This window comes from Curtobacterium sp. MCPF17_018 (assembly GCF_003234135.1).
Classification (GTDB): domain Bacteria; phylum Actinomycetota; class Actinomycetes; order Actinomycetales; family Microbacteriaceae; genus Curtobacterium; species Curtobacterium flaccumfaciens.
Map to the genome: position 1 here is coordinate 125,809 of NZ_QKSJ01000008.1, position 16,807 is coordinate 142,615.

The following is a 16,807-nucleotide window of genomic DNA, read 5'->3' on the forward strand; positions in this document are numbered from 1 at the left end:
CCGCAGTGGGGACCCGACCGTTCCTGCACACCATGGGCGGTGGGGCCGGCCCCAGGGCGGACGGGAGGCACGGTGCGGGCCGCCACGCGCCTCCAGGCCGACAGCGGGGCGCGTTTGACCGACGTACCCCGCGTCGGCTAAGCTCTCACCTTGGTCTGTGCGCCCCGCGCGCGGACAGTCAGATGAGCCCTCCAACAGAGGTGTTCCCCGTGCTTCTGCCCGTGGAACTCCCGACCGGAGTGGGATTCACGGACTCCTCACCTCGACACGAAAGCAGCACTCCTGTGACTCGCACGTTCTCACCGAAGCCGGCAGACGTCCAGCACGACTGGATCGTCATCGACGCCACCGACGTCGTCCTCGGCCGTCTCGCCACCCACGCCGCGGCGCTCCTGCGCGGCAAGCACAAGGCCACCTTCGCCCAGCACATGGACATGGGTGACTTCGTCATCATCGTGAACGCCGACAAGGTCGCCCTGACCGGTTCGAAGCTCGCGAAGAAGGTCTACTACCGTCACTCGGGCTACCCGGGCGGCCTGACGGCGACCTCCTACCCGGAGATGCTCGAGAAGCACCCCACCCGCGCCGTCGAGAAGGCGATCCGCGGCATGCTGCCGAAGAACACCCTCGGCCGCGAGCAGCTCAAGAAGCTGAAGGTCTACGCCGGCGCGGAGCACCCGCACGCCGCGCAGCAGCCCAAGCCGTACATCTTCGACCAGGTCGCACAGTAGTTCCGGCCACGACGACTTCAAGGACACAGAAAACTCATGGCTCAGATCGCTGATTCCCTCGACCAGACCCCGGAGAGCTTCACCACGGAGAGCGCACCCGCCGCTGCCGAGGCCGCTCCCCGTCAGATCCTCAACGTCTCCGGCGGTGCCGTCGGGCGCCGCAAGGAGGCCATCGCGCGCGTCCGGCTCGTCCCGGGCTCCGGCACGTTCGTCGTGAACGGCCGCACGCTCGAGGACTACTTCCCGAACAAGCTGCACCAGCAGCTCATCAACGACCCCTTCAAGGTGCTCGAGCTCCTCGGCTCGTACGACGTCGTCGCCCGCATCACCGGTGGTGGCCCCTCGGGTCAGGCCGGCGCGCTCCGCCTCGCCATCGCCCGCACCCTGAACGAGATCGACCGCGAGAACAACCGCGCGACCCTCAAGAAGGCCGGCTTCCTCACCCGTGACGCCCGCGTCATCGAGCGCAAGAAGGCCGGTCTCAAGAAGGCCCGCAAGGCGTCGCAGTTCTCGAAGCGCTAGTCGTCACCGGCTGAAGATCGCCATGCCGCGTCTGTTCGGTACCGACGGGGTTCGTGGTCTCGCCAACGGCGAGCTGACGGCCGCGCTCGCACTGGGTCTTGCCCAGGCGAGCGCGGCCGTCCTCACACACGGACACCACGCCGACGCCCGCCGGGCGTCGGGTCGACCGCGCCCGCGCGCGGTCCTCGCGCGCGACCCGCGCGTCTCCGGCGAGTTCCTCGGTGCCGCCGTCGCGGCCGGGCTCGCCTCGGCCGGCGTCGACGTGCTCGACGCCGGGGTCATCCCCACCCCCGCCGCGGCGTTCCTCGTCGCGGACATCGACGCCGACTTCGGCGTGATGATCTCCGCATCGCACAACCCCGCTCCCGACAACGGGATCAAGTTCTTCGCCACGGGTGGCCGCAAGCTTCCGGACGAGGTCGAGGACCGCATCGAAGCGGCCATGCACGACCACTCCGCACCCACCCCCACCGGCATCGACGTCGGGCGCATCTCGCGGTTCGCCGACGCCGAGGACCGCTACGTGGTGCACCTGCTCGGCACGTTGCCGCACCGGCTCGACGGCATCCACGTGGTGCTCGACTGCGCCAACGGTGCCGCCGCCGGCGTCTCGCCCGAGGTGTTCGTCAACGCGGGTGCCCGCGTGACGCTCATCGGCGCCGACCCCGACGGCTGGAACATCAACGACGGCGTCGGTTCGACCCACATCGACAACCTCGCCCGCGCGGTGCTCGAGCACGGCGCCGACGTCGGCATCGCACACGACGGCGACGCGGACCGTTGCCTGGCGGTCGACGCCGCGGGCAACGCGATCGACGGTGACCAGATCATGGCGATCCTCGCGCTGTCCCTGCAGGAGCGCGGACGACTGAAGGACGACACCCTCGTCGCGACGGTCATGTCGAACCTCGGGCTGAAGCGCGCCATGGCCGACGCGGGCATCACCGTGATCGAGGCCGGCGTGGGCGACCGTTACGTGCTCGAGAAGATGACCGAGGGCGACTACTCCATCGGTGGCGAGCAGTCCGGCCACATCATCTTCAACGAGTTCGCCACCACGGGCGACGGCATCCTGACCGGGCTGCACCTGGTGGCCGAGATGGCACGGACGGGGAAGTCGCTGCAGGAGCTCGCCTCGTGCATGACCGTGTTCCCGCAGGTGCTGCTCAACGTCCGGGGCGTCGATCGCCACGGGCTCGCCGACCAGGGCGTGCAGGACGCCATCGCCGCCGCCACCGAGGCGCTCGGGGACAGCGGCCGTGTGCTGCTCCGTCCGTCGGGCACCGAGCCGGTTGTGCGCGTCATGGTCGAGGCTGCCTCGCAGGACGATGCCCAGCGCATCGCCGAGGAGCTCGCCGCGGTCGTGCAGGACCGCCTGGCGCTCGACGTCGCGTAGGGGCGTTCGCCGCTCACGGAACCAGGTTCCGGACACAGCACCGTGTTCTTCCCTGGTGTGGTGTCCGGAACCTGGTTCCGTGTCGCCCCAGCTCAGATCTTGCGGAGCAGGACCGAGTTCACCTTGTGGTTCGCGCCCTTCTTCAGCACCAGGGTGGCGCGGGAGCGCGTGGGCAGCACGTTCTCGATCAGGTTCGGCTCGTTGATCGCCCGCCAGACCTCGGTCGCCGTCCGCACCGCGTCCTCACGCGACAGCGAGGCGAACCGGTGGAAGAACGAGTCGGGGCTCGAGAACGCCTCTTCCTGCAGGGCGAGGAACCGGTCGATGTACCAGGACTCGATGTCCTTCGTCTTCGCGTCCACGTAGATCGTGAAGTCGAACAAGTCGGACAGTGCGAGCCGCCCGTGCACCGGGGGCGCCAGCACGTTGAGACCCTCGACGATGAGCACGTCGGGCTGCCGGACGACGATCTCGGCATCGGGCACGATGTCGTAGACCAGGTGCGAGTAGTACGGCGCGCGGACCTCGGTCGCCCCGCTCTTCACCTGGCTCACGAAGCGCAGCAGGGAGCGGCGGTCGTACGACTCCGGGAAGCCCTTGCGGTCCATGATCCCGCGGCGCTCCAGCTCGGCGTTCGGGTACAGGAAGCCGTCGGTCGTCACGAGCTCGACCCGAGGGGTGTCCGGCCAGCGCTTCGTCAGCTCGCGCAGCAGACGGGCGACGGTGGACTTGCCGACCGCGACGGAACCGGCGACGCCGATGACGAACGGCGTGCGTCCGGCGCGCTCCCCGAGGAACCGGCTCGTCTCGGCGTGCAGGTTCCGCGCACCGGCGGCGTAGAGCGTGAGCAGGCGGGACAGGGGCAGGTAGACCTCCTGCACCTCCTGCATGTCCAACCGGTCGCCGAGACCGCGCAGCTGCACGATCTCGGTCTCGGTGAGCGACAGGTGCTCCTTCGGGGCGAGCTGGGACCACTCGTCACGCGGGATCTCCACGAACGGGGTCGGGTGCGCGACGGCGGTCTCCGAGAACGGCATGGGATCGAGCGTACAGACGGGAGGCCCGGGGCACGTGAGCCGGTCGGCTCACGTGCCCCGGGCCTCCCGGCCAGTGCTCGGTGCGCGCCCGCAGGACGCGACGCGTCAGGCGGGCAGGGCCGCCTCGATGGCGGCGACGACCTCGGGGGCGTCCGGCTTGGTGGTGGGGCGGAAGCGCGTGACGGTGCCGTCGGGCGCGACGAGGAACTTCTCGAAGTTCCAGGCGACCCGGCCGGCCTTGCCGTCGGCGTCCGGGGTCTCCTTGAGGGCCTGGTAGAGCGGGTGCGCGCTCTTGCCGTTGACCTTGACCTTCTCGGACATCGGGAACGTCACACCCCACGTGGTGGAGCAGTACTCGTCGATCGCCTCGGACGAGCCGAGCTCCTGCAGGAACTGGTTGCTCGGGAAGCCCAGCACCGTGAACCCGCGGGGGCCGTACTGCTTCTGCAGGGACTCGAGCTGCTCGTACTGCGGAGCGAGGCCGCACCGGGAGGCGACGTTCACGACCAGTACGGCTTTGTCGGCGTAGGCGCCGAACGTGGTGTCCTCGCCGTGCAGTGTGGTGATGGCGATGTCGTCGAAGCGTCCCATGGCCGAAACGTTATCCCCACCCCTGGGACTTCGCAGGGTCGGCGTCCAGGCAGACCGTAGGATCGGTTCCATGTGTGGAATCGTCGGCTACGTCGGCAGCAACAGCAGCCAGGACGTCCTCCTCGGTGGCCTCCGTCGCCTCGAGTACCGCGGCTACGACTCGGCGGGCATCGCCGTCGTCGACCCAGCAGGGGACCTCGTGTCGGCCAAGAAGGCCGGCAAGCTCCAGGCCCTGGTCGACGAGCTCGAGTCGTCGCCGATCCCGGACGGCACGACCGGCATCGGGCACACCCGCTGGGCGACCCACGGTGGCCCGACCGACGGCAACGCCCACCCGCACCTGGCCGACGGCGACAAGCTCGCCCTCATCCACAACGGCATCATCGAGAACTTCTCCGAGCTCCGCGCCGATCTGCAGGCCGAGGGCATCGAGTTCCGCAGCGAGACCGACTCCGAGGTCGCCGCTCACCTGGTCGGACGCGCCTTCCGCGAGACCGGTGACCTGACCGCAGCGATGCAGCGGGCCGTGCAGCGGCTCGAGGGGGCCTTCACGCTCCTCGTCGTGCACGCCGACCAGCCCGGCGTCGTCGTCGGTGCCCGTCGCAACTCGCCCCTGGTGGTCGGGCTCGGCGACGGTGAGAACTTCATGGGCTCGGACGTCGCCGCGTTCGTCGCCTACACGCAGCGCGCACTGTCGATCGGGCAGGACGAGATCGCCACGATCCGCCCCGACGGCGTCGACGTCATCCACTTCGACGGCACCCCGGCCACGCCGACCGAGTTCGAGGTCAACTGGGACGCCTCCGCCGCCGACAAGGGCGGCTGGAGCTCGTTCATGGCGAAGGAGATCAGCGAGGAGCCCGAGGCCGTCGCGAAGACGATCCTCGGCCGCGTCCACGACGGCGCCGTCACGCTGACCGACCTCGACCCGATCGCCGACCGCCTGGCGACGGTCGAGCGCGTCATCGTGATCGCCTGCGGCACCGCCGCCTACGCCGGCATCCTGGGCAAGTACGCCATCGAGCAGTGGGCCCGTGTGCCGGTCGAGGTCGAGCTCGCCCACGAGTTCCGCTACCGCGACCCGGTGTTGAACGAGCGCACCCTGGTCGTCTCGATCAGCCAGTCCGGCGAGACCATGGACACGCTCATGGCCGTCAAGTACGCCCGCGAGCAGGGCGCGCAGGTCCTGTCGATCTGCAACACCCAGGGCGCCACGATCCCGCGTGAGTCCGACGCCGTGATCTACACGCACGCCGGGCCCGAGGTCGCCGTCGCGTCGACCAAGGCCTTCATCGCCCAGGGCGTCGCGCTCTACCTGCTCGGGCTACACCTGGCGACGCTGCGCGGCACGCTCACCGCCGAGCAGATCGCCGAGCAGGTGGCCGAGCTCGAGGGGCTCGCGCCGAAGCTGCAGCAGACCATCGAGGACGCCGCCGGCATCAAGGACCTGGCCCGCTGGATGGCGGACACCCGGAGCGTGCTGTTCCTCGGCCGCCACGTCGGCTACCCGATCGCGCTCGAGGGTGCCCTCAAGCTCAAGGAGCTCGCGTACATCCACGCCGAGGGCTTCGCCGCCGGGGAGCTCAAGCACGGCCCGATCGCCCTGATCGAGCCGGGCCAGATCGTCTTCGTCATCGTGCCGTCGCCGCGCGACCCCCGATCGCTGCACCCGAAGGTCGTCTCGAACATCCAGGAGATCCGCGCCCGCGGTGCCCGGGTGATCGCCATCGCTGAAGAAGGCGACGCCGCGGTGCTGCCCTTCGCCGACGAGGTCCTGCGGATCCCCCTCGCGACCCCGCTGTTCGAGCCGCTGCTCGCCGTGGCACCGCTGCACATGTTCGGGATGGAGCTCGCCGCCGCCAAGGGCCTCGACGTGGACCAGCCACGCAACCTCGCGAAGTCGGTCACCGTCGAGTAGTCGCGACGGTGATCATCGGGATCGGGGTCGACGTGGTCGACCTGGAGCGGTTCGAACGGGTGCTGGAGCGCACACCGGCGATGCGGGCGCGGCTGTTCACGCCGTCCGAGCAGATCCGTGACGGCGAGCCCCGGCCGATCGCGTCCCTCGCCGCACGGTTCGCGGCGAAGGAAGCCCTGATCAAGGCCTTCGGGTCGAGTGCCGGGCTGAGCTGGCAGGACCTCGAGGTCGTGTCCGACGACCAGCGGAACCCGTCGCTCACCCTGCACCAGGGCGCCCGGCAGGTGGCGGACGCGCGTGGCGTGACGAGCGTGCACCTGTCGCTCTCGCATGATGGAGGGATCGCGACCGCGTTCGTGGTCCTGGAAGGAACAGACGTGGTCCTGGAAGGAACGATCCAGTGAGTGCGTTCACCGGCATCACGCTCGATCGCGGAGCCCTGATCGAGAACTACGCGACCATCGCCGACCGGGTCGCCCCGGCCGGGGTCATCGCGGTGGTCAAGGCGAACGCCTACGGCCACGGGGCCCTCGACGCCGCGCAGGCCTTCGTCGACGCCGGGGCCGAGTGGCTCGGGGTCGCCGACATCGACGAGGCCGTCGCGCTCCGTCAGGGCGGCATCGACGAGGGGGTGCGGATCCTCGCGTGGCTGCACGCCCCCGACGAGGACTTCCGCCGCGCCGCCCAGTTCGACGTCACGCCCGCGGTGTCGAGCGTCGAGCAGCTCTCCGCAGCAGCCGACTCCGACGTCCGCGCCGTGCACCTGTGCGTCGACACCGGCCTGAGCCGCAACGGTGCGGTCGAGTCCGAGTGGGCCGAGCTCTTCGCGACCGCCGGCGCCCTGGCCCGAGCCGGCAACCGCACCCGGGTCGAGGGGCTCATGTCCCACCTGTCGAACGCGTCGCGCACCGACGACCTCGACCAGGACGCCGCACTGCAGCGGGCGCTGGACGGCCTGGCCGCGAACGGCATCGTGCCGGACGTGGTGCACCTCGCCGCGAGTGCCGCGAGCATCGCCGTACCGGAGACCCGCCACGACCTGTCCCGCGTCGGACTCGCCCTGTACGGACTGAGCCCCTTCGACGGTCGCACCTCGGCCGACCTGGGGCTGCGCCCGGCGATGCGGGTCACCGCCGCCGTGCTCCGCACCGTGCCGGTCGCTGCGGGCGACGGCGTCTCCTACGGCTACACCTGGCGCGCCGAGACGGACACCCGTCTCGCCGTGATCGGCCTGGGCTACGCGGACGGCTTCGACCGCGACTTCGGCAACCGGGTCTCGGTGCGGATCGGCGACCGGACGTTCCCGGTGGTCGGACGCGTCGCGATGAACGCCATGCACGTCGACATCGGCGACGCCGACGTCCAGGTCGGCGACGAGGCGGTGCTGTGGGGCGACCCCGCGAACGGCGACCCCGCCGTCGAGGACTGGGCCGACGCCATCGGCACGATCAACTACGAGGTGGTCGCCCGGATCGGCCGCAGCGTGGAACGGAGGACGACGTGAGCTCCGCACCGCTGCGTCAGGCGCGCATCGACCTCGACGCCTACCGTGCCAACCTCGACCGTGTCCGCGAGTGGATGGACCCGGTCGCCGTGATGGCGATCATGAAGGCCGACGCGTACGGGCACGGCCTCGAGCCGATCGCGCTCGCCGCCGTCGACGCCGGGATCCGCTGGATCGGTGTGCTGACGGTGTCCGCCGCCCTGCGCCTGCGCGCGATCGGCGTCGGCGAGGACGTCCACCTGTTCACCTGGCAGCACGACCCCGACCTGGACTTCCGTGACGCCATCGACTCGGCCGTCGACCTCGGCGTCTCGAACGTCGCCGAGCTGCGGCGCATCATCGACGCCGTCGACCAGCGACCGGCCCGGGTGCACCTCGGCGTCGACTCCGGCCTGCACCGCGACGGCGCGACCCCGGCGGACTGGCCGACGCTCGTCGAGCTCGCCCGGGACGCCCAGCGGAACGGCCGCATCGAGGTCGTCGCCGCGTACACGCACCTGGCCGAGGCGTCCGACCACGAGGACAGCGCCGCGGTCGCCGTGTTCGACGCCGCGATCGAGATCGCCGAGGACCTGGGGCTCGACGTCCCGATGGAGCACGTCGCCGCGTCGCTCGCGGGGCTGGAGCGCAAGGAGTTCCGGAAGGACATGGTCCGGATGGGTGCGAACCTGTTCGGCATCCCCGGAGCCGACGGCGTCTCGGCGGCCGACCTCGGCCTCGAGCCGGTGATGACCCTGACCGCGTCGGTCGCGAAGACGAAGCGCGTCCCCGTCGACACCGGCGTCTCCTACGACTACACGTACCGCACCGCGACCGAGACGACCCTGGCCCTCGTGCCCGTCGGGTACGCCGACGGGGTCCCGCGTCTGGCGCAGGGCCGCATCCAGGTCGCGATCGGCGGCAAGCGCTACCCGATCGCCGGCCGCGTCGCGATGGACCAGTTCCTGGTGGACGTCGGCGAGGACGACGTGCAGACCGGTGACACCGTCGTGCTGTTCGGCACCGGCGAGCACGACGAGATGACCGTGCTCGAGTGGGGCGCGGCGCTCGAGACCATCGGCGAGGAGATCGTCTGCCGGATCGGCAGCCGTGTGCCCCGGTCCTATGAGGGCCACGACATCGAGGGACGGGTCGGGGAGTACCTGCGGGGCGAGCGGCCGTGACCGAGTCGGCGCACGTCCTGCTCGACACCACCGTCGACGGCACCGAGGCGATGGGGGAGCTCGGCGCCCGGTTGGCCGCGGTGCTGCACGCGGGGGACCTCGTCGTGCTGACCGGACCGCTCGGTGCCGGCAAGACGACCCTGACGCGCGGGCTCGGGGCTGCACTCGGCGCGCGCGGCCAGGTGTCCAGCCCGACCTTCGTCCTCGCCCGGACGCACCCGACGACCGCTGGCCCGGACCTGGTGCACGTCGACGCCTACCGCCTGTCCGACCCGGTCGAGCTCGACGACCTCGACCTCGACTGGGACGCCGCCATCGTCGTCGTCGAGTGGGGTCGCGGCATGGTCGACGGCATCAGCGACAGCGTGCTCGACGTCGAGATCACGCGTACCACCGGTGCCGACGACGCAGCCGCTCACGACACGGACCCGGACGACGTGCCCGACGAGCCCCGCCGTGTCGTCGTGACCGCCATCGGCCCGCGTTGGGAAGGCGCGGCCCTCTGACCCTGCAGCCCGTCGACGCGGGCGACGTGGAGGCGCTCCGTGCGTTCCTCGTCGGGGCGGACCTGACCCTCGCTGGCCTCGACGAGCCGACGGTGCGGCCGTTCTCGCGTCGCTCCGGTCCGTTGTCCGTTCTGACAGTCGCTCGGCTTCACGCCCGCCGACCGACAGGCACTGGCTGCCGTGCTGCCGGACACGCACCAGGTCCGCCTGTTCCGTCGGACCGGGCAGTTGGACCACGAGGTCGCATGGGCCCGGGAGCAGACTTCCGGCTGACCATCCCGCCGCCGCCCAGGGACCCTCGAGAAGATGAGGTGTGCAGACGCTCATCGTGACCGCCCACCCCGACCCCGAGTCGCTCACGCACCACGTCGCGCATCGGCTGCGCGACGCGCTGCCGTCGGGTTCCGCAGAACTCGCCGACCTCGCCGACGAAGGGTTCGACCCACGGTTCACGCTGGCTGACCGGCAGACGTACCGGACCGGGGCGGTCGCCCCGCCCGACATCGTGGCCGAGCAGCAGCGGATCGACCGTGCAACCGACCTGGTGCTCGTGTTCCCGGTCTGGTGGTGGTCGATGCCGGCGCTGCTCAAGGGGTGGGTGGACCGGGTGTTCGTGAACGGGTGGGCGTTCGACGTCGAGGCCGAGGGCGCGATGCGCCGGAACCTCGGACGGTTGACCGTCCACCTGGTCCCGATCGCGGGTGACGACGCCGGCGTGTACGAGCGGCACGGGTACGGCGAGGCCCTCCGAACGCAGGTCGTGCACGGGATCGTCGACTTCTGCGGGGCTCGGCGTGGCGTCACCGCGTTCGTGCACGACTCGGAGTCCGACGACGCCTCGGCGCGTGGGCGAGCGGTCACCGCCGCCGTGGACGCCGTCCGTCGTGCGGTCGTCGACCGGCACGGGCAGTGACCGATACCCTCGCAGCAGGTCTGGTCAGCGCGAACGGGGGAGCGATGCGCATCGTCTTCGACAACGGGGGCTTCAGCGATCTCGAGGTCAGCACCGTCGACCGCGACGGCGCCGAGCTGGTGTTCCGGTCGTCCGCGGGTGTGGTCGCGGCACGCCACCCCTTCACGGCGGTCGCCCGCTTGGCAGTGAGGGCGACCGATCCGGAGCAAGGTCCGTCGGTGACGGGTGTCACGACGACGGGTACCGACGACGTGTCTTCGCCGATGACGGTGCGCGCGGCACCGACCGGCAACCCGCAGGTCGATGCCGCCCGGCTGGATCGACCCGCCGCTTACGCGCCGTGGACACCGCAGGAGGATGCCGGGTTGGAGGCGATGCTCGCAGCCGGGATGTCGGTACCTGACGTCGCCGTCGTCCTGCGTCGTCAGGACGGCGCGATCCGTTCACGCTTGCGTCACCTCCAGGATGCATCCGAGGCCTCGACGACGGGCACGGTCCGGTTCGAGTAGCCCGACCGCCGGTCCGGCCCGTCGCAGCCGCCTACGATGGACGGGTGCTGCTCGCGATCGACACCTCCGCCGGGACCTCCGTCGCCGTCGTCGACCCGGCCACCGGCGTGGCCCTCGCGACCCGCGACACCGAGGACAGCCGCCGGCATGCCGAGGTGATCGGCCCGTTCCTCGCCGAGACCCTCGCCGACGCCGGCATCAGCGGAGCCGACGTCACCGGCGTCGTCGCCGGCATGGGCCCCGGCCCCTTCACCGGCCTGCGAGTCGGCATCGCCGCCGCCCGCACCTTCGCCGCAGCCCGCGGCGTCCCCGTCCTGCCCCTCGTCAGCCACGACGCCGTGGCCCTCGACCAGCGCGACTCGGGCATCGACGGGCCGTTCGTCGTCCTCACGGACGCCCGACGCCGCGAGGTCTACTGGAGCGCCTACGACGCCGACGGCGTCCGCGTGGCCGGCCCCGGACTCGCCAAGCCCGCCGATCTCGACGACGCGATCCGTGCCTCCCGGCCCGAAGCGGTGGGCTGGGGCCGCCTGACGGTCGCGTCCATCCCGGCCTGGAGGCTCGGCTCGCTCGCCGCGGACCGGCTCGCGTCCGGTGCGGCGTTCGACCAGGACACGCCCCTGTACCTGCGCGATCCCGACGTCACGGTGCCGGGTGCGCCGAAGCGGGTGAAGCAGTGACCCTGCCGGACGGGCTCCGCCTGCGGCGAGCACACCCGCAGGACCTCGACGACATCATGTGGCTCGAGCACGTCTCGTTCCCGACGGACGCCTGGTCGGCGTCCCAGATGTCGGGCGAGCTGTACTCACCGCACGGGTACTACGTCGTGATCGAGACGGTCGACGACGCCTCCGCGCCGCAGGTCGTCGGGTACGCCGGGCTCTCGTCGCTCGCGGGCAACCCGGTGGCCGACGTGCAGACCATCGCCGTCGCCGCGGACCAGCGCGGCAAGGGGCTCGGGCGGGTCCTGTTCACGGAGCTGCTCGACGAGGCCCGGCGCCGCGGTGTGCGCGAGGTGTTCCTCGAGGTGCGCGCGGACAACCCCGTGGCGCAGGCGATGTACACGGCGTTCGGGTTCGAGCACATCGCGACCCGGCCGCGCTACTACCAACCGGACGGCGTCGACGCGTGGGTGATGCGGGCGGAACTGCCCGGCCCGGACGCCGAGCGGTCGTCGGACGTCGGACCCATCGGACAGGAGGCCCTCGGTGAGCGCGACTGAACCACTGGTGCTCGGCATCGAGACGAGCTGCGACGAGACCGGCGTCGGCATCGTGCGGGGGAGCACCCTGCTGGCGAACGTGATCGCCTCGAGCATGGACGAGCACGCGCGGTACGGCGGGGTCGTGCCCGAGGTCGCCGCACGGGCCCACCTGGAGGCGATGACACCGACGCTGCACGAGGCGCTCGACCGCGCCGGCGTCACCCTCGACGAACTCGACGCGGTCGCGGTCACCGCCGGGCCGGGCCTGGCGGGGGCGCTCATGGTCGGGGTGGGCGCTGCGAAGGCGCTCGCCGTGGCCACCGGCAAGCCCCTGTACGGCGTGAACCACCTGGTCGGGCACGTCGGCGCCGACGTGCTGCGTGAGGACGGCAGCGAGATCGAGCTGCCGACGATCGCGCTGCTGGTCTCCGGTGGCCACACGTCGCTGCTGCTGGTGCGGGACCTGGTCGGCGACGTCGAACTGCTCGGCGAGACGATCGACGACGCGGCGGGCGAGGCGTTCGACAAGGTCGCGCGGTTGCTCGGGCTGCCCTACCCCGGCGGCCCCCAGATCGACCGAGCCGCGGCCGATGGTGACCCGGCGGCGATCCGGTTCCCCCGGGGACTGACGCTGCCGAAGGACATGGCCGCGCACCGGTACGACTTCTCGTTCTCGGGGCTCAAGACCGCTGTCGCACGGTGGGTCGAGCGCTGCCGCGACGAGGGCCGCGAGGTGCCGGTGGCCGACGTCGCCGCGAGCTTCCGCGAGGCCGTGGTCGACGTCCTGCTGACCAAGGCCCTGAACGCGTGCCGCGACACCGGCGTCGACCGCCTGCTGCTCGGTGGAGGGGTCGTCGCGAACGCCCGACTGCGCCAGGTCGCCGAGGAGCGTTGCGCGGCGGCGGGCGTGCGGCTGCGGATCCCGCCGTTCGACCTGTGCACCGACAACGGCGCGATGATCGCCGCCGTCGGAGCCCGTCTGGTCGCCGAGGGGCGCGCGCCGAGCGCCCTCGGCATCGCCGCGGACTCGACCCTGCCTGTGACGACCGTCCAGGTCTGACCAGTTCTGCCCCGGTCCTTCTTCGGGAGCCTGTGGGAGGATTCAACCTGGCGTCGGAGAGACCGGACGCCGAGAGGGGTGGACGGTGTCCGATCAGAACGAGTGGCCGAAGCCGGGCGAGACGCCGAACGGACCAGTGAACGGACAGCCCGACGGCACGCCCGCCCCGGACGCCCCGCAGGCTCCTGACGCACCGCAGGCCCCGTCGGCCCCGGAAGCGCCCCAGCACCCGTACGGCCAGCAGCAGGACCCGTACGCGGCGCCGCAGCAGCCGCAGAACCCGTACGGCGCTCCGCAGCAGCAGAACCCGTACGCGGCGCCGCAGCAGTCGAACCCGTACGGTCAGCCGCAGCAGCAGGACCCGTACGCGGCACCGCAGTCCCAGTCGAACCCGTACGCACAGCAGCAGAACCCGTACGCGGCTCAGCAGCAGCAGAATGCCTACGGCGCCCCGCAGAACCCGTACGGTCAGCAGCAGAACCCGTACGGTCAGCAGCAGCCCTACGCGTCGAACCCGTACACCTACCAGCCCTACGCGCAGCGCCCGAAGACGAACGTCCTGTCGATCCTGTCGATCGTCTTCGCGTTCGGCGGCATCATCATCTGGCCGATCATCATTCTGACGAGCCCGGCCGGCGCGATCATGGGCCACATCGCCCTCGGCAAGATCAAGCAGAGCGGTGAGGGCGGCCGTGGCCTCGCGCTCGCCGGCATCATCGGTGGCTGGATCCTGACGGGCCTGTTCATCCTGATCGTCGCCCTGGTGTGGATCTCGATCGCGAACGCGTCGGACTACTCGGACTACTCCGACTACAGCTCGAGCTCCGGCGCCTTCGTCAACTGACGCTGACGGAGCACCGCGCGGCCCCCGGCCGTCAGCCGACCGTGTCGGTGAGCCGCTCGCACAGGATCGCCGTGTGGCGTCCCTCCAGGCGGGTGAGCACGAGCGTGACCCGACCCGACCCGCGCAACCGCAGCCGCTTGCGGAACTGGGCGGGGTCGACGTCGACGCCGCGCTTCTTGATCTCGACGGTGCCGATGCTGTCGGCGGCGAGCCGCGCAGCCAGTCGCTTGACGTCGAGCGGCATCGTGTCGAGCACCCGGAAGCCCTGCGCGAAGGGGGTCGTGACGGCGCGGTCGGACGTGACGTAGGCGATGCCGTCGGACAGCATGTGCCCGTCGAGGCTGCGTGCCAGGTCGCCGATCAGCCGTGCGCGGATCACGGCGCCGTCGGGCTCGTACAGGTGGGCGCCGAGCGGTCCGACCTCGGCGTCATCGGCGTCGGCCGCTCCGGTCATCTCGGCGATGCCGTGTGCGCCGATGACGGTGGCAGCGCGGCGGATCCCGGGGCGGGCGAGGGGGCCGAACCACAGGGCGAGCTCCACGACCTCGCGGTCGACGGAGGTCCACTGCGCCTCGGCGGTGTCCGGGATCAGGTCGCGGTCGATGCCCGGACCGAGCTTCACGCCGGTCGGCGTCGTCGTCGCCGCGGCGAACACGGTGTCGAGCGAGGGCGACCAGTCGTCCGGGTCGGCGAGCCGGCGGGTGTCGGAGTGGCCGGAGGTGCGTCGTGCGGGGTCCATCCACACGCCGTCCACCGAGGACAGGTCGAAGGACGCGGCATCACCGAGTTCCACCCGCGCGTTCGGCCAGACCGCCAGGTTGTGGGTCGCGACGGCCGCGGTCACCTCGTCGCGATCGACGGCGGTGACGTCGAGGTCGAGCGCCGCCATTGCCATGGCGTCCCCGCCGATGCCGCAGCCGAGGTCGGCGACACGGGTCAGCCCGGCCGCGGCGAAGCGTCCGGCGTGCTGGGCCGCGACCTGCAGCCGGGTGGCCTGCTCGAGCCCGGCCTCGGTGAAGAGCATGCGGGACGCGAAGTCGCCGAACTTGCCGCGGGCCTTCAGCCGCAGCTTCGCCTGGGTGAGGACGGCCGCGACGAGCCGGGGATCGTGGCCCTCGGCGCGCAGCCGGGACACCACGCGGACGATCTCGCCGCCGTCGGAGACGCCGGGGGTACGGTCGAGCAGGGCCATCCCGTCGGAGGTCAGCAGTGCGGTGAGTTCGGCGGCGTCCATGCGTCGATCCTCGCAGGTGCTGCGTGTTCTCCGGATCTGCTGGCACTCGGATTGACCGAGTGCCAGAGGCCCCCTAGAGTTGGCGTTGGCACTCTCCTGTGCGAAGTGCCAACCCGGTTTTCATCTGTACCGAGTCCGTACCGAGAAAGAAGAGGTCACCGTGGCCGTCAGCATCAAGCCGCTCGAGGATCGCATCGTCATCCGCCAGGTCGAGGCGGAGCAGACCACCGCTTCCGGTCTGGTCATCCCCGACACCGCGAAGGAGAAGCCCCAGGAGGGCGAGGTCGTCGCCGTGGGTCCGGGTCGCATCGACGACAACGGCAACCGCGTCCCGCTCGACGTCGCCGTGGGTGACAAGGTCATCTACTCCAAGTACGGCGGAACCGAGGTCAAGTACTCGGGCGAGGACCTGCTGGTCCTGTCGGCCCGCGATGTCCTCGCGGTCATCGTTCACTGAGTCGAGTACTCGACACGTCACGCCCCGTCCGGCCTTCGGGCCGACGGGGCGTGACGTGTCTCCGGGGCCCGTCACCCGGGCATTGCGGTCCTGATCAGCCCGCCTGGAGGCCCGGCGCGCGTCCCACGGGTCGGCGGTCGTTCCTAGGATGGTTCCGTGAGTGAACCGAGTCCCGCGCGACCTGTCCGCAGCGAGGCATCCGTCGGCGTGGTGCAGGCCATCGTGGCGTACGGGCTCTGGGGTCTGATGCCCCTGCTGTTCGCGGCCATGGCCCCCGCGGCGGCGTTCGAGATCGTGTCGTGGCGGATCGTCGTCGGCCTGGTGTTCTGCGCGGTCGCGATCGCCGTCACCCGGTCGTGGCTCCGCACCCGCACCCTGATGGCCCAGCGCCGCGTGATGCTCGTGATGGGGCTCGCCGCCGTCCTGATCCTGGTCAACTGGACCGTCTACGTCCTCGCGACGACCACCGGCCACACCGTCGAGGCCGCGCTCGGCTACTTCATCAACCCGCTCGTCACGATCGCGCTCGGCGTCGTGGTCCTGCGTGAACGCCTGCGTCCGGCGCAGTGGACCGCCGTCGGGCTGAGCGTCGTCGCCGTCGTCGTCATCGCCATCGGGTACGGGCAGATGCCGTGGATCTCGCTGGCCCTGGCGTTCTCGTTCGGGCTGTACGGCCTGGTGAAGAAGCGCGTCGGCGGCGCCGTGGACGCCCTGAGCGGCCTGACACTCGAGACCGTGTGGCTGCTGCCGATCGCAGTCGTGGCGCTGGTGGTGCTCGGGGCGACCGGGCTCGGCGGCGGGGTGACGTTCACGAGCGAGGGCTGGGGACACGTGGTCATCACCGTGCTGACCGGGCCGGCGACCGCGGTGCCGCTGCTGCTCTTCGCGTCGTCGGCCCGTCGGGTGAGCCTGTCGACCCTCGGCCTGACCCAGTACCTGGCGCCCGTGATGCAGCTGCTCGTCGGAGTGCTGGTGCAGCACGAGGAGATGTCAGCGGGCCGCTGGTTCGGCTTCGGCATCGTGTGGCTCGCGCTCGTGGTGCTGACGGCGGACTCGTTCGCCGCCGCACGGGCGTCCCGTCGCCGGGCGCTCGCACCCGCCGCGGCCGAGCCGGTCTGACCCGGGCCCCACGGGCCTCCAGGCCGCCCGTCGCTCCGTCCTGCGAAGGCGACACATCCTGCCGGTCGTCCCCGACACCGAAGCGAAAGCGACAGTCCC

The 16,807-nt window shown here is 71.2% G+C and carries 19 protein-coding genes; 16 read left to right on the forward strand and 3 right to left on the reverse strand.

The window, feature by feature from the left end; translation table 11 throughout:
- Positions 1-284 precede the first annotated feature (284 nt).
- The 3 genes from rplM to glmM are packed head-to-tail and all read left to right on the forward strand — an operon-like array spanning position 285 to position 2,649.
- Positions 285-731 carry a 50S ribosomal protein L13 gene (gene rplM / locus DEJ27_RS11075; protein ID WP_027466717.1) on the forward strand — a complete coding sequence of 149 codons (447 nt, stop codon included), beginning with the start codon at positions 285-287 and terminating at the stop codon, positions 729-731.
- 36 nt (positions 732-767) lie between these two features.
- Complete coding sequence (gene rpsI, locus DEJ27_RS11080) at positions 768-1,253, forward strand: 30S ribosomal protein S9 (RefSeq protein ID WP_027466716.1); 486 nt, start codon at positions 768-770, stop codon at positions 1,251-1,253.
- 22 nt (positions 1,254-1,275) lie between these two features.
- Positions 1,276-2,649 (forward strand): phosphoglucosamine mutase, encoded by a 1,374-nt coding sequence (glmM, locus tag DEJ27_RS11085; RefSeq protein ID WP_110859509.1) that lies wholly within the window; start codon positions 1,276-1,278, stop codon positions 2,647-2,649.
- A 92-nt stretch (positions 2,650-2,741) separates the two neighbouring features.
- On the opposite strand, the gene coaA is transcribed toward glmM, so the two are convergent.
- Together coaA and DEJ27_RS11095 are read right to left on the reverse strand one after the other, a co-directional pair.
- Positions 2,742-3,686 carry a type I pantothenate kinase gene (coaA, locus tag DEJ27_RS11090; RefSeq protein ID WP_110859510.1) on the reverse strand — a complete coding sequence of 315 codons (945 nt, stop codon included), beginning with the start codon at positions 3,684-3,686 and terminating at the stop codon, positions 2,742-2,744.
- Between the two features lie 105 nt (positions 3,687-3,791).
- Positions 3,792-4,277: a glutathione peroxidase gene (locus DEJ27_RS11095; RefSeq protein ID WP_110859511.1), complete on the reverse strand. Its 486-nt coding sequence runs from the start codon at positions 4,275-4,277 to the stop codon at positions 3,792-3,794.
- A 70-nt stretch (positions 4,278-4,347) separates the two neighbouring features.
- Between DEJ27_RS11095 and glmS the strand changes: the two genes are divergently transcribed.
- From glmS to DEJ27_RS11155, 11 genes are all read left to right on the forward strand, one after another.
- Positions 4,348-6,195 carry a glutamine--fructose-6-phosphate transaminase (isomerizing) gene (glmS, locus tag DEJ27_RS11100; RefSeq protein ID WP_110859512.1) on the forward strand — a complete coding sequence of 616 codons (1,848 nt, stop codon included), beginning with the start codon at positions 4,348-4,350 and terminating at the stop codon, positions 6,193-6,195.
- A gap of 8 nt (positions 6,196-6,203) precedes the next feature.
- On the forward strand, positions 6,204-6,599 hold the full coding sequence (locus tag DEJ27_RS11105) for a holo-ACP synthase (protein ID WP_110859513.1): 396 nt from the start codon (positions 6,204-6,206) through the stop codon (positions 6,597-6,599).
- Positions 6,596-7,699 carry an alanine racemase gene (alr, locus tag DEJ27_RS11110; protein WP_110859514.1) on the forward strand — a complete coding sequence of 368 codons (1,104 nt, stop codon included), beginning with the start codon at positions 6,596-6,598 and terminating at the stop codon, positions 7,697-7,699. Before DEJ27_RS11105 ends, alr (DEJ27_RS11110) begins: the two co-directional genes overlap by 4 nt.
- Positions 7,696-8,862 (forward strand): alanine racemase, encoded by a 1,167-nt coding sequence (alr, locus tag DEJ27_RS11115; RefSeq protein WP_181420020.1) that lies wholly within the window; start codon positions 7,696-7,698, stop codon positions 8,860-8,862. Before alr (DEJ27_RS11110) ends, alr (DEJ27_RS11115) begins: the two co-directional genes overlap by 4 nt.
- Positions 8,859-9,368, forward strand: coding sequence for a tRNA (adenosine(37)-N6)-threonylcarbamoyltransferase complex ATPase subunit type 1 TsaE (tsaE, locus tag DEJ27_RS11120; protein WP_220032931.1), 510 nt, complete (start codon positions 8,859-8,861; stop codon positions 9,366-9,368). Before alr (DEJ27_RS11115) ends, tsaE begins: the two co-directional genes overlap by 4 nt.
- Positions 9,369-9,681: 313 nt before the next feature.
- Complete coding sequence (locus DEJ27_RS11130) at positions 9,682-10,281, forward strand: NAD(P)H-dependent oxidoreductase (RefSeq protein WP_110859516.1); 600 nt, start codon at positions 9,682-9,684, stop codon at positions 10,279-10,281.
- Positions 10,282-10,325: 44 nt separating this feature from the next.
- Positions 10,326-10,790, forward strand: a complete 465-nt coding sequence (locus DEJ27_RS11135; RefSeq protein WP_110859517.1) for a hypothetical protein — start codon at positions 10,326-10,328, stop codon at positions 10,788-10,790.
- A gap of 44 nt (positions 10,791-10,834) precedes the next feature.
- Positions 10,835-11,470, forward strand: a complete 636-nt coding sequence (tsaB, locus tag DEJ27_RS11140; RefSeq protein ID WP_110859518.1) for a tRNA (adenosine(37)-N6)-threonylcarbamoyltransferase complex dimerization subunit type 1 TsaB — start codon at positions 10,835-10,837, stop codon at positions 11,468-11,470.
- Positions 11,467-12,012 (forward strand): ribosomal protein S18-alanine N-acetyltransferase, encoded by a 546-nt coding sequence (gene rimI, locus DEJ27_RS11145; RefSeq protein ID WP_181420021.1) that lies wholly within the window; start codon positions 11,467-11,469, stop codon positions 12,010-12,012. The genes tsaB and rimI overlap by 4 nt, the downstream gene beginning before the upstream one ends.
- Entirely contained in the window at positions 11,999-13,054 is a 1,056-nt protein-coding gene (tsaD, locus tag DEJ27_RS11150; RefSeq protein WP_111090913.1) for a tRNA (adenosine(37)-N6)-threonylcarbamoyltransferase complex transferase subunit TsaD, read from the forward strand. The genes rimI and tsaD overlap by 14 nt, the downstream gene beginning before the upstream one ends.
- A gap of 85 nt (positions 13,055-13,139) precedes the next feature.
- A complete protein-coding gene (locus tag DEJ27_RS11155) occupies positions 13,140-13,898 on the forward strand; it encodes a DUF4190 domain-containing protein (protein ID WP_146238510.1) in 759 nt (252 codons plus the stop codon).
- A 31-nt stretch (positions 13,899-13,929) separates the two neighbouring features.
- On the opposite strand, the gene DEJ27_RS11160 is transcribed toward DEJ27_RS11155, so the two are convergent.
- Complete coding sequence (locus tag DEJ27_RS11160; protein ID WP_110859521.1) at positions 13,930-15,132, reverse strand: class I SAM-dependent methyltransferase; 1,203 nt, start codon at positions 15,130-15,132, stop codon at positions 13,930-13,932.
- A gap of 160 nt (positions 15,133-15,292) precedes the next feature.
- Here DEJ27_RS11160 and groES point away from each other — a divergent pair, with 160 nt between their 5' ends.
- Positions 15,293-15,589, forward strand: a complete 297-nt coding sequence (gene groES, locus DEJ27_RS11165) for a co-chaperone GroES (RefSeq protein ID WP_017885484.1) — start codon at positions 15,293-15,295, stop codon at positions 15,587-15,589.
- A 156-nt stretch (positions 15,590-15,745) separates the two neighbouring features.
- Complete coding sequence (gene rarD, locus DEJ27_RS11170; RefSeq protein ID WP_181430137.1) at positions 15,746-16,708, forward strand: EamA family transporter RarD; 963 nt, start codon at positions 15,746-15,748, stop codon at positions 16,706-16,708.
- Positions 16,709-16,807 lie beyond the last annotated feature (99 nt).